This is a genomic window from Bacteroidota bacterium, from assembly GCA_016713765.1.
GTDB lineage: Bacteria > Bacteroidota > Bacteroidia > AKYH767-A > 2013-40CM-41-45 > Pollutiaquabacter > Pollutiaquabacter aromativorans.
Genome location: JADJON010000003.1, coordinates 970079 through 982480, shown reverse-complemented (window position 1 = coordinate 982480; position 12402 = coordinate 970079). Strand labels below are relative to the sequence as shown.

The window sequence follows — 12402 nt, the reverse complement described above, 5'->3', positions numbered from 1 at the left end:
GTCGGGTTGTCCGGATCAGGCCAGATCACCTGTATGGAGTCCATGGTTGATTTCAAAGAAGCCAGCTATAAAGCACATCAGGACGGTCGGAAATTCTCCGGCAAGTCTGCAGAGTTGGTGATGGATAAATCCACGGTCGACTATTGGCGGCATGAGCGGATGTACAGCACCCTGCTGCCGCTTCTCCAACATTATCCGGGTGCAAGTTGGATCACGATCGGCGACGGAAATTTCGGAAAGGATGCAAATTATCTGCTAAGTCAAGGTGCTGATGCGACCGCAACAGACCTGAATAATCCTTCTTATGATCTTGCGCTCGAGTTGGGATTCATTCGGAAATTCAAGATCGAAAACGCGGAACACCTGACATTCGGTGACGATAGCTTTGATTTTGCATTGGTAAAAGAAGCGTTTCATCATTTTCCCCGCCCGTACATCGCGCTTTACGAGATGCTCCGGGTGGCGAAAAAGGGTGTGGTGTTAATCGAACCCAATGATCAGGATACGATCTCCTTACCGGATCTCAACCTGAAAAATGGTTTCTTCTGGTTCGTCCGTACGCTTAAGAAAAGCCTTAGCCGGATCTTGCGCCCTTCGGATAAACCCGCACTCGATTATACTCTTTTCTATGAACCGGCAGGAAACTTCGTTTTTACGCTCAACTATCATGAGTTGAAGAAGGTTGCCATCGCCCTGAACTATCCGGCCATCGCCTGGAAAGGGTTCAATGACCATTATGAGGAAGGCGCTGCCGAAGAACGGTTGGTTGATCGAGGCCCCTTGTATCAGAAGATCGCGGCAGGCATCCGGAGACGGGATCGTCAGGTATCGAAGGGAACAAACTTTCCGACCATGATCACCTTTGTCATTTTCAAACAACAGCCAGCTGCCGCCACCGTTTCAACATTGAAAGCTGCCGGCTACGTATTCGAACCGTTACCCCGTAATCCCTACATCGGAAATTAAGTCCTTCAGGGGAATTTACTACATTCGGGAGCCTTACCGCAATTTATGAATGAGCAGGTACTCCAAAAGCTGCTTTCGCTTTTTGTCACCACCGGAACCCTGGTAGACCGGGTGGACGCATCGCGTCGTGCGGCGGAATCGCTGGTACAACAGCAGATGAGCCGGACGGCCGCGGAAGTATTTCTGCAAAAGAACTGGGGCTCCTCGCTCGCGTCGGATCTGCGGGCGGAATTACTGCAATCGACGGCTCGCGAACTGAGTATCCGTCAGAAGTATACCGTCTTCCTGCAACTCTGTGAGTTGGTACTACTCGACCGGGATGCAAAGCCGGCGGAGGAAGACTGGCTTGATCAGATCCAGGATGCTTTTCGCCTTGGAAAGAAAGAGCGGTTGCGCTGCCGGCATTTCGCCAGGCGGGATCCGTTGAAGTCGCTGGGCGAGCAGGAAGAACCCAACATCCTGCTCTTGCAGGAGCATGAGGTGACCAATCCGCTGATTCAGTCAGGAGTCCACGAAGGACTGGGCGGGCGACTCTGGGTCCTGTACATCGCCGGAACGCGCTTGCTGTACCTGCGATATGAGGGCCTGGAAAATCTATCCGCAGGGGGAAGTCCGCTTCCTGAAAATACCATCGCCGCGCTGTCGCAAGGGACCGTGATACGGGGCGGCAGGATGAAACCGCTCTACTTCTCCGATTTGAGAAGACGATTCCTGGTGGGCGAAGCGGAAAACCGCATTCAATATCTCGTCGACGAAGTACGGTTCCTGTTCCCGGGTGGCAAGACCGGTTTGCATCCCTTCCGATTTGAAGTGACCGGGGGTAACCTGGTCGGTGTAATGGGTGGCAGTGGAGCGGGTAAGTCGACCTTGTTGTCGATCCTGAACGGGACTGCCGAGCCCGCGGAAGGCGCGATCCGCATCAACGGACTGGACCTCTACGCGGATGCCCGCAAGGTTCAGGGACTGATCGGAAACATCCCGCAGGATGATTTGCTTATCGAAGAACTTACGGTTTACCAGAATCTCTACTATAATACGAAGTTGTGTTTCGGTCAGCTTGACTCCAGCGAGATCGACCGGAAAGTGAGCGATATGTTGCAGGCGCTCGGTCTCAGCGAGACCCGGGACCTGAAAGTGGGCAATGCGCTGAATAAGACGATCAGCGGCGGGCAACGCAAGCGGCTCAACATCGCGCTGGAGCTGATCCGGGAACCGTCCATCCTGTTCGTAGACGAACCGACCTCCGGTCTGTCGTCGCGGGACGCGGAGAACGTGATGGACCTGTTGAAGCAACTGGCCCTGAACGGCAAGCTGGTATTCGTCGTCATTCACCAGCCATCGTCGGAGATATTCAAATTGTTCGACCGGCTGTTGCTGTTGGATCGCGGAGGATATCCGGTTTACGACGGTAATCCGGTAGAGTCCGTTGCCTGGTTCCGGCGTTTGTCGGGACAAGCCGATGCGGACGATAGTGAGTGTGCCACTTGTGGTCACCTCAATCCGGAAGAGATCTTCAACATACTCGAAGCGCCGGTACTGGATGACGCGGGCTTCGCGACGCAACAGCGGAAGGTGCAACCGGAAGAGTGGTACGCGCCCTACCGCCAACAAGTGGAAGCGCGCCCCAAAGCGGAGTCGCGTAGAATTCTATTCCCTCCTCCGCCCTGGAGGAAGGCGGGGTTCTTCGGGCAATGGCTGGTGTTCTTCCTGCGCGACATCAAATCGAAATTGGCCAATACTTCGTACCTGGCCATCACCCTGCTGGAAGCGCCTATCCTGGCCCTGGTACTCGGGTTCATACTCCGGTATGCGCCGGCCGATACGGACTACAGCATGTCAGCCAATCCGAACGTACCGGCGTACCTGTTCATCTGTGTCATCGTGGCTTTATTCCTGGGATTATCGGTCAGTGCTGAAGAAATACTGCGTGACCGGAAGATTCGCAGGCGGGAATCATTCCTTCATTTGAGTCCGTTGGCCTACCTGTTGTCGAAGATCTTCATCCTGTTCCTCATCTCGGCTATTCAGACTTCAACATTCATCCTGGTCGGCAATCTTATCCTGGATATTCAGGGGATGGGCATGACGTACTTCGGGATACTTTTCGCGGTCTCCTGTTTTTCCAATCTCCTGGGGTTGAATATCTCCTCGGCGTTCGATTCCGCCGTGACCGTTTACATTCTGATTCCGTTTCTCATCATTCCGCAAATCTTGCTGAGCGGCGTGATCGTGCGGTTTGATAAACTCAATCCGGTCATTGGTGCCGCTACTTCCGTACCGGTCATCGGCGATATCATGGCTTCCCGCTGGGCGTTTGAAGCGCTGGCGGTTGCGCAGTTTCGGGAGAACGATTTCGAGCAACCCCTGTTTGCTTCCGACGCGGCGATGAGCCGGGCGACGTATCGAAAGGACTGGTGGATGCCGGTGGTGCGGGAACGGATTGATCGCAGCGAGCGGTTGCTCAAAGCGGGCAAGCGCGACAAAGAAGCAACACAGTCCTGGCAACTGGTCAGGGAGGAATTGGGTCCTGAAGCCACGCGTTACCGGCTGGCTACCGCGACTTTCCTGCAAGGGAACGCAGGCGAAGCGAACATGGCGGCCATTGAAGCGGCCCGGAATCTCCTGAAGCAGTTGAAGGACGTGTACATCCGACAATACAACAACGCCGAACAAGCGCGTGAACGTGCTCATGCCGCCCAGGTAAAACGATTTGGAAGCGATGAGTCCCTGGAGGTAGTCCGCCGCAAAGGCTCTAACGAGAGCCTCTCGGACCTGGTGCGGGGTGCCACCGTGAAAGAGCGGGTGGAAGTCGTGAACAACAGGATCTATCAGCGTTATGAGCCGGTCTTTCAGGATCCGGGTAACAAGCGCTTTTTTTCGAGCCCGTTCTTCATTGCCGATAAGCCGGTTGGATCCGGCACGAGCATGTCGACCTATGCGTCCAACCTGCTCGTCATCTGGTCGATGTGCCTGTTGCTGTTCGTTACCCTTTACACCGACCTGTTACGCCGCTTGCTGCAGTTCTTTGCAAGAGTTTCCAAACGTTGATCCGGCATTTTACGACCGGGTGATCAACTCCATCCGCCCATGCGAAGGGTTGTGCCCAGCACCAGGAATGCGATGGACAGCAGGGTGATCACGATAATGTGGGCCGCGAGGTAGCCGAGGTTCTCTTCTTTGAGTCGCGTGATCAGCCGTATGCGGGCGTGTGCGGCAATCAGGATCGTCGCTCCCAGAAACATCAGTTTCCAGGCGATCCAGGTATGCATCGGCGTTTCGAACCTGAATGCATACCACCAATGATTCAGGTAATGTCCGGCAAGCAATAAGCCGGTAATCGTTTGCACCAGCAAGGCCGGTATGCCGATTTTTTCAAACGGCTCTTCAAAGACTTTCAGGATCGCGGGGTCCCGTTTCCGCAACGCTTCCGGAAGGATACGCGTCGCAAGAATGAGGTGACCGCCTGTCCAGATCGTTGCACCGACCAGATGAAAGAAGATCAACCAGGCCATCATCGGGCAAATGTATTGCTCTGCCGGCTGATTCTTTCTGCCGAACCGTAGGCGCTTCTTTGACCGGCGTCATGGCTACCGGGTTATGTGCGTCCCGAATAGTACTTTTACGCAAATTCAACCGGCTCTTCTTGGAAACGATCAAATTCTTACTGGATTTTATCCTGCACATCAACGACCATCTGGATGCATTGGTCCTTCAATATGGCAGTACGATCTACGCCATCCTGTTCCTGATCATTTTCGTGGAGACGGGTCTGGTGATCATGCCGTTTCTTCCCGGTGATTCCTTGTTGTTCGCGGCGGGGGCGTTATGCGCACGCACGGCCGATCAGCCGGATGCGCCTTTACAGATCGGATTCCTGATCGGGCTACTGTTCATAGCGGCGGTGTTGGGGGATAACTCCAACTACGCGATCGGGAGATTTTTCGGACAACGCGCATTAAAAATGAAAATTGGCGGGAAAGCACTCGTCAAGCAGGAGTACATGGACCGCACGCATACGTTCTTCGAAAAGTACGGGACCAAGGCAATTATCATGGCACGCTTCGTTCCGATCGTACGCACGTTCACCCCATTTGTAGCCGGTGTAGGCAGGATGAACTACAAGAAAAAGTTCCTTCCGTACGATATCGCCGGAGGCTTCCTCTGGATCGCTTCCATGTCGCTTGCCGGCTACGCGCTGGGGCAGAATCCCTGGGTCAAGAAGCACTTCGAGGCGGTCGTGGTGGGAATCATTTTCCTCTCGATCCTTCCGATGATCATCACCTGGTTGCGTCACCGTTTTTCAGGAAAGTCGCAATAAACTCACTTCTGATAGAAGAAGGTTTCCTGTTTCTGCAGGTCGTCGTAGGTGCAGAATTTTTCGCCGAGTGACATGGAATAGGCTACCAGCGTGAAATCACCAATGCAGCCGCCGGTATGCAGCACCAGGTTGGTCGCGATGGCGAGCTGTAACATGCCGTTGGTGAAAAACTGCGCAGCCAGCAATCCGATGGTCAGCAGGATGAAAGGAGCTGCGGCAACCAGGATGAATTCGCGTCGGTTGAGTACGAAGCGATCGGCCGCGGCGAAGAAAAACATGCGTTTCCAGTCGGCATGAAAGCTGATGCTCGGGGCGCCAAGCAATTTATAGGTGATACCGTGGATGGCTTCGTGTGCCGGTAACACGATGACAAGAAATCCTGCAAGTCCGAATCCGATCCCACCCGCCAGCAGGTCGAGGGTCACGATATCCTGCTTCCAAAGGACATGCGACATGGCAAATACCGAGGCAACCACGCAAAGCCAGTAAAGGCGTAGCAATGCACCACCTCGCTGCAATCGATCTTGCACGAATTGATTGATGCTTTCAAACCGTATACTGGATTGAAAGCGATAGCCATTCGCGCTGAGTTGTTCCGGACTCAGCTGCATAGGATGTTCCAGTTCCTGTTAGGATGAAAATAAGAAAAATCCTGAAAATCAACAATAGGGGTACTCCCTCTAATCAGACGATGCCTGCCGCGAGTAAGCCGGAAAACAGCAACAGCGCGATTCCTACGACGTTTTGAACGGTCTTCATTCCCATCTTCCGAAGGAAGCGCCGGCCGATCAGAGCGCCTGCAAAAGCAGAAAGGATGGCCAGAATGATCGGGGTAATGCTGGTTTCAGGAGGGAGTTGTGTCCAATGACCGAGATAGATCGACATACGGGCCAGGTCGGTCATGCAAGCGATCGCCACGCCGGTGCCAATGAACGTTTCCTTGTCCATGCCTGCCCGCATCAAAAAGGCGGAGCGTAAGGCTCCCTGATGCCCCGACAAGCCACCAAAGAAACCGGACAACAGTCCTCCGTGGATCATATAGCGCTGATCGACTTGCCAGTGACGCAACCGGGGCACGAGTTCGAAGACGGAGAAGAAGGCAAGCAGGATCGCCACCACCAATTTTACCGGTGTGATGGTACAGGTATGGCTTCCCCACTGCCAGGTGTGCAAAGGCGCGATCTCGGTGAGGAAATTCAGCAGGAATGCACCGATCAAGGCGGCCAATACGGACGGGATTCCGAAACGAAGGATGATATCACTTTTCGCCTTGGTGCCGACAAGCGCGAGTTTGAACAGGTTATTGCTCAGGTGTACGATTGCCGTCATCCCGATGGCGATCTCGATCGGGAAGAATACGGCCAGCACCGGCATCAGGAGTGTACCCAGGCCGAAACCGGAAAAGAAGGTCAGCAGGCTGCCGCCAAAGGCTACCAGGCAAAGTAGAAGAGCTTCGAATGGATTCATCGCGCAGCAATCGGCTCAAGGCCGAAACCGGATTTAAACTGGTAGTACGGGGATTGTCCTATTCCGTTACAGCCGGAAAGTCGAAAGGTGGAATTCTCGCTATCTTTACAGCATGCAAGACCGACCCTCGTTTGATGAGATCTATATGGATCTGGCCCAGAACCTGGCCCGTAAGTCGCATTGCGTCAAGATCAAAGTCGGTGCCGTATTGACCAAAGACACCCGCATCGTTTCGCTGGGTTACAATGGTCCGCCTGCCGGGACCCATAACTGTGACGAAGAATGGCCTGAGACAGGCTGTCCGCGCGACAGCAAAGGCTCCTGCTCCCTGGCCCTTCATGCCGAACAGAATGCCATCCTGTACGCGTCCAAGAACAATGTTTCAGTGGACGGTTGTACGTTGTACATCACCCTGTCGCCCTGTCTGGCTTGTGCCCGGATCATCTATACCATGGGCATCAAGCGGGTCTTTTACCTGCAGTCCTACGCGACCTATAAGGGCATCGGAACCGACGAAGGCGTTGATTTCCTGCGTCGATTCGGGGTAGAAGTGCGGCAATATGCACCAGCCCCGGAACTCAATAGTTGAACCTTTTTCCGCGTTTTACGTTATCGCTCATTTACAAGTAATCATCCGTGCGTAGTTCCAGGATTTGGCAACCCTTACTGCTGGCGATCATGCTGGCGGCCGGCATATATATCGGTATGCGGATGAGTGAACCGTATCGCAGCTCGCGGGGCTTTTTCACGTTCCGGACCGGGCAATTCAACAAGCTCAACGATGTGATCAATTACATCTCGAACGAGTACGTTGACACGGTGAACTCCCGCGCGCTGGTCGAAAGTACGATCGAGGATATGCTGCACCAGCTCGACCCGCATTCTTCTTACATACCGGGCGAAGACCTGCAAGCGATGAATGAACCGCTGGAAGGGAACTTCGACGGAATCGGCGTCGAGTTTCACATTCAGGACGATACGATCATGGTCGTTTCCGCCCTTGCGGGAGGACCTTCGGAGCAACTGGGAATCCAGGCCGGTGACCGCATCATCCGTGTCGAAGGAAAGAATGTGGGCGGGATCAAGATCACGAACACCCAGGTCATGCAATTGTTGCGCGGACCAAGCGGGACCATGGTCAAGGTGACGATTCTCCGTCGTTCAACCGGACAAACGATCGATTTCACCATCAAGCGTGGTAAGATTCCGATCTACAGTGTCGACGTAGGCTACATGCTGAACCGTGAAACCGGTTATATCAAGATCGGCCACTTCGCAGACAAGACCTATGATGAATACCTCAAGGCTTTCGCCGACCTGAAGGAGAAGGGTATGCAAAACCTGATCCTCGATCTGCGCGGAAATCCGGGAGGATATTTGAAAACGGCCATCCAGATTGCCGATGAATATCTCCCGGACGGAAAAATGATCGTTTACACCGAAGGAAGGAACCGTCCCAAGGAAACCTTCCGGGCAACCTCCCGCGGTTTCTTTGAAGAGGGCGCGCTGGTGATCCTGATCGATGAAGGCAGCGCTTCGGCGAGTGAGATCGTATCCGGAGCCGTACAAGACTGGGACCGTGCCACCATCGTTGGCCGTCGGTCGTTCGGTAAAGGCCTGGTCCAGGAGCAAAGCGAATTTCCCGACGGCTCAGCGGTTCGGCTCACCGTCGCACGCTATTATACACCGACCGGACGTAGCATTCAAAAGCCCTACACGGCCGGTTATGAGCAGTACGAGACCGAACTGCTTTCGCGGTACCAGCATGGAGAATTGCTCTCGCAGGACAGCATCAAATTCGCGGATTCTTTAAGATATACAACACCCGGCGGGAAGATCGTCTACGGTGGCGGTGGCATCATGCCGGATGTATTCGTTCCACTCGACACTGCCGGAACATCCGATTACTACAGTGAAGCGAACGGTAAGGGGCTGATCAACCAGTTTGCCTACGATTACCTCGACTTGCACCGCAAGGAAATTACCGGGTACAAGGATTTCGACGCCTTCAACCAGGGTTTCCATGTCGATGATAAGATCTACAACGAATTCCTGACCTATGCCCGGAAGTCCGGCATGAAGGCGGACCCTGCCGGGGCGCGTATTTCATCGGCCATCATCCGGACGCAGCTCAAGGCCCTCATTGCCCGACAGATCTGGAAGAACGATGGCTTTTATCCGGTTATCCACTCGCTGGACCAGACACTTCGACAGGCACTCGAATTGATCGGCAAGCAGCAGGTAGCGGTCAAGGGGAGTTGATTTTTCTGCCTTGTATTGGCAGGATATTACTGGTTCATTTCTCGTATTTTTGCATCAGGAAATCATCCGGATTTCCCGTCCAACTATTGTTAAAAAAGACACATCATGGCATTCGAACTTCCCGTCCTTTCTTATGCGTTCAACGCGCTGGAGCCGCACATCGATGCGCGTACCATGGAGATCCACCACGGTAAGCACCATCAGGCTTATGTAACCAATCTCAATAACGCGATTGCAGGAACCGATGCGGAGAAACTCAGCATCGAAGAGATCTGCCGCAAGATTTCGACACTTCCGGTCGCGGTACGCAATAACGGCGGCGGCCACTACAATCACAGTCTCTTTTGGGAACTGATGAAGCCGGGTGGCGGCGCGCTCTCCGGCCCGCTCGCGGACGCGATCACAAGCACGTTCTCTTCGGTGGATGAATTCAAATCCAAGTTCGCCACGGCCGGCGCGACACGTTTCGGAAGCGGTTGGGCCTGGCTGGTCGTAACGCCCGAGAAGAAACTGGCCATTGGATCCAGCCCGAATCAGGACAACCCCTTGATGGATATTTCGGATCTCAAAGGGACGCCGATCCTCGGACTCGACGTTTGGGAACATGCTTACTACCTGCATTACCAGAACCGCAGACCCGATTACATCTCCGCCTGGTGGAATGTGGTCAACTGGGACGAAGTCGCCCGTCGTTTCACTGCTGCGATGAAGTGATTATTCCAGCAAACTTGCTTTAAAAAGCGAACCCGAGGGTTCGCTTTTTTTGTCCCCGGGATAACAATTCCCCCGGCTCCCCGGCGTTATGCAACCTTTGAAGGATGTCTTCGTTCATCCGATCGGATGCAGTTCGCCCGCTCTCGCCTGTTGCGCATATTCCTCCGCCTGCTGCTGGTAGCAGGTGGCGCATTCCTGGCGTTGGTGCTGGTGGTCACCGTATTTTACGAAGCGGAGGTTAAGCAGAAAATCATTTCGGAATTGAACCGGCATTTGCGGTCGGAGATCAAAGTAAGTGATTTCGATATTTCCCTGCTGCGCCACTTCCCTTTTGCTTCCTTTGAAATGAAGGAGGTGACGGCAATGGACGCGGTCGCGGGGAAAGAAAGCGACACCTTGTTGCGGGCCGAACGGATCTCCCTGCAGTTCAACCTGGCCGGTCTGTTACGTAAAGACATTGTCATCCGCCGCATCACCGCCAACGACGGATTCATCAGGCTTCGGATAGACGAACAAGGGGAACCGAATTACATTATCTGGAAAACGGATTCAACGGCCGCGACCGGCAGCGGTGGAATCGATTTATCCCTTGTGCACCTGCTGCGCATGGATGTGCGATACGATGATCGAAAGAACCGGCAGGATTACGACTTCAATTTCCGCGACGCCCGCATTGCGGGTAAATTCTCCTCCGACCGCTTCAACCTGAAAGCGGAAGGTGACCTGCTTTGCAGACGGTTCGTATCCGACTCAACGGTTTACCTGAAAGAGAAAGCGGTGCGCCTCGAGGGAGCACTTGATGTAAACACGACCACCGGACAATACCGGCTCGAACCGACCCGGCTCAAAGTCGCGGCGGTCGATTTCAATGTCGGCGGAGATTTCACCGTTGACTCCGTTGCCACGAAACTCAACCTGACGGTAGAAGCAAGCGAAGCGGGACTGAAAGAATTCATCAGCCTGTTGCCTGCCGGGTACGAGGTCTATTTTAAGGATTACAAGACGTCGGGCCGTTTTCTATTCCGGGGAACGATCCGTGGAACTGCCAACAAACAATCATCCCCCGCCATTGTGGTCGACTTTTCCATCCGAGACGGAAGATTGCAACCAAAGGGAGAAGACGTGGCACTCGAGCGGATTCAATTCAACGGCTCGTTTCGAAGCAGGAATGCGAAGGGGAGCAGCGAGTTGGTCATACCGGCACTGGCCGCGCAGCTGGGCGGTCATCCGATCAAGGCCGATCTTCGGTTGGACGATCTGGAGCATCCGTACCTGACGCTGCATGCCTCCTGCGGGCTGGACCTCGCACAGGTGCGCAGCTTCATACCGATGGATACCCTCGCCAGTTTGGGAGGGCGCATGGACCTGGATGTATCCTTTGCCGGTAAGGTCAGCGACCTGCCGCGCGTGAACGCAGAGAATCTCTACAAGGTGCAGGCGTCGGGATCCGTTCGCCTGACGGATGTGGCCTTCACCCTGAAGCGGAATCCGCTGGAGTTCCGGGATTTCGACGGCTCCTTCCATCTCGACAATAACAAAGTGGACGTGGAGTCGCTCAGCGGCAGGATCTCTTCCAGCGATCTCCGGATGAGCGGAACGTTCGACAATTTCATCACGTTTCTGCTCATCCCGAATCAACCCGGTTACATGCGGGCGCGACTGGAAAGCTCGCGTCTGGAATTGGATGAACTCTTGTCCGACAAGAGTGCCACGAGTGCGGAGGATACCAGTTACAAATTGAAATTCAATCCACGTTTGCGCGCGGACCTCGACGTTGAAGTCGGTCAACTTACGTTCAGGAGATTCAAAGCGGAGGACATTGCCGGCAGGATCCTGCTTGATCACGAAGTAATCACCGGGCGACAGCTGCGTTTCCGTTCGATGAACGGAACGTGTACGATGGACGCTACGATTGACGCGGCACGCGACGACAGTGTGTACATGCGCTGTGTGGCGGATATCAAGCGCATCGACATTCGGGAATTGTTCTACGAGCTGGAAAACTTCGATCAGGAAACGATGACGGATAAGAACGTCAAAGGGCTGGTCAGCGCGTCGGTACAGTTCAGTTCCACCTGGACCAGCGGGCTGGTGAATGATCCGCGCAAGACCCGATCCGCCATCGAACTGACCATCGAGAACGGAGAGCTCAATGACTTCGCGCCCTTACAACCGGTTGCGAAGTACATTCACTTATCCGATCTGAACCGCATCCGATTTTCCACACTCCGCAATACCATCACCATCGAGCGCAGGCGGATCAACATCCCGCAGATGGAAGTGCAATCCAGCGCCCTGAACCTTTCCCTGAGCGGTGTGCATGACTTCGACAACATCGTTGACTACCGCCTTCAGCTCCTTTTATCGGATGTATTGGGTCGAAAGGTCAAGCAACAGAATTCGGAATTCGGAGAGGTCGAAGACGACGGCCTGGGACGTACCCGCCTTTTTCTTAGCATGAAAGGTCCGGTCGATGATCCCAAGATCGGATACGACCGGAAAGGTGCAGGGGAGAAGGTGCGGTCTGACCTGGCCCGTGAAAAGCAGACCATCAAGTCGATGCTGAAAGAGGAGTTCGGGCTGTTCCGCAAGGACACCGCAAAGGCCCCGCCTGCAAGGAAAAAGGAGGAATTGCAGGTGGATTGGGATAATAACGGGGATTGATTTCCCGTTTT

The 12402-nt window shown here is 54.2% G+C and carries 10 protein-coding genes; 7 read left to right on the top strand and 3 right to left on the bottom strand.

Annotated features, from left to right (window positions below):
* The first annotated feature begins 6 nt into the window (after nucleotides 1–6).
* Together IPJ96_15035 and IPJ96_15030 are read left to right on the top strand one after the other, a co-directional pair.
* Nucleotides 7–966 (top strand): class I SAM-dependent methyltransferase, encoded by a 960-nt coding sequence (locus tag IPJ96_15035; GenBank protein ID MBK7911631.1) that lies wholly within the window; start codon nucleotides 7–9, stop codon nucleotides 964–966.
* Nucleotides 967–1011: 45 nt separating this feature from the next.
* Complete coding sequence (locus IPJ96_15030) at nucleotides 1012–4014, top strand: ATP-binding cassette domain-containing protein (GenBank protein ID MBK7911630.1); 3003 nt, start codon at nucleotides 1012–1014, stop codon at nucleotides 4012–4014.
* A gap of 23 nt (nucleotides 4015–4037) precedes the next feature.
* On the opposite strand, the gene IPJ96_15025 is transcribed toward IPJ96_15030, so the two are convergent.
* Entirely contained in the window at nucleotides 4038–4478 is a 441-nt protein-coding gene (locus IPJ96_15025) for a CopD family protein (protein MBK7911629.1), read from the bottom strand.
* A gap of 131 nt (nucleotides 4479–4609) precedes the next feature.
* On the opposite strand from IPJ96_15025, the gene IPJ96_15020 reads away from it, so the two are divergent.
* A complete protein-coding gene (locus IPJ96_15020) occupies nucleotides 4610–5284 on the top strand; it encodes a DedA family protein (protein ID MBK7911628.1) in 675 nt (224 codons plus the stop codon).
* A gap of 2 nt (nucleotides 5285–5286) precedes the next feature.
* On the opposite strand, the gene IPJ96_15015 is transcribed toward IPJ96_15020, so the two are convergent.
* Together IPJ96_15015 and IPJ96_15010 are read right to left on the bottom strand one after the other, a co-directional pair.
* Nucleotides 5287–5895 carry a DUF3267 domain-containing protein gene (locus IPJ96_15015; GenBank protein ID MBK7911627.1) on the bottom strand — a complete coding sequence of 203 codons (609 nt, stop codon included), beginning with the start codon at nucleotides 5893–5895 and terminating at the stop codon, nucleotides 5287–5289.
* A 73-nt stretch (nucleotides 5896–5968) separates the two neighbouring features.
* Nucleotides 5969–6751: a sulfite exporter TauE/SafE family protein gene (locus tag IPJ96_15010; protein MBK7911626.1), complete on the bottom strand. Its 783-nt coding sequence runs from the start codon at nucleotides 6749–6751 to the stop codon at nucleotides 5969–5971.
* Between the two features lie 112 nt (nucleotides 6752–6863).
* Between IPJ96_15010 and IPJ96_15005 the strand changes: the two genes are divergently transcribed.
* From IPJ96_15005 to IPJ96_14990, 4 genes are all read left to right on the top strand, one after another.
* Nucleotides 6864–7340 (top strand): dCMP deaminase family protein, encoded by a 477-nt coding sequence (locus IPJ96_15005; protein MBK7911625.1) that lies wholly within the window; start codon nucleotides 6864–6866, stop codon nucleotides 7338–7340.
* A 47-nt stretch (nucleotides 7341–7387) separates the two neighbouring features.
* Nucleotides 7388–9013: a S41 family peptidase gene (locus IPJ96_15000; GenBank protein MBK7911624.1), complete on the top strand. Its 1626-nt coding sequence runs from the start codon at nucleotides 7388–7390 to the stop codon at nucleotides 9011–9013.
* Between the two features lie 102 nt (nucleotides 9014–9115).
* Nucleotides 9116–9727 (top strand): superoxide dismutase, encoded by a 612-nt coding sequence (locus IPJ96_14995; protein MBK7911623.1) that lies wholly within the window; start codon nucleotides 9116–9118, stop codon nucleotides 9725–9727.
* A gap of 126 nt (nucleotides 9728–9853) precedes the next feature.
* Nucleotides 9854–12391, top strand: a complete 2538-nt coding sequence (locus IPJ96_14990) for a hypothetical protein (protein ID MBK7911622.1) — start codon at nucleotides 9854–9856, stop codon at nucleotides 12389–12391.
* Nucleotides 12392–12402: the final 11 nt, after the last annotated feature.

Coding starts and splice junctions, on each gene's coding strand:
- IPJ96_15030 (MBK7911630.1), top strand. CDS start 1,012: ATGAATGAGCAGGTACTCCAAAAGCTGCTTTCGCTTTTTGTCACCACC.
- IPJ96_15025 (MBK7911629.1), bottom strand. CDS start 4,478: ATGGCCTGGTTGATCTTCTTTCATCTGGTCGGTGCAACGATCTGGACA.
- IPJ96_15015 (MBK7911627.1), bottom strand. CDS start 5,895: ATGCAGCTGAGTCCGGAACAACTCAGCGCGAATGGCTATCGCTTTCAA.
- IPJ96_15010 (MBK7911626.1), bottom strand. CDS start 6,751: ATGAATCCATTCGAAGCTCTTCTACTTTGCCTGGTAGCCTTTGGCGGC.
- IPJ96_15005 (MBK7911625.1), top strand. CDS start 6,864: ATGCAAGACCGACCCTCGTTTGATGAGATCTATATGGATCTGGCCCAG.
- IPJ96_14990 (MBK7911622.1), top strand. CDS start 9,854: ATGCAGTTCGCCCGCTCTCGCCTGTTGCGCATATTCCTCCGCCTGCTG.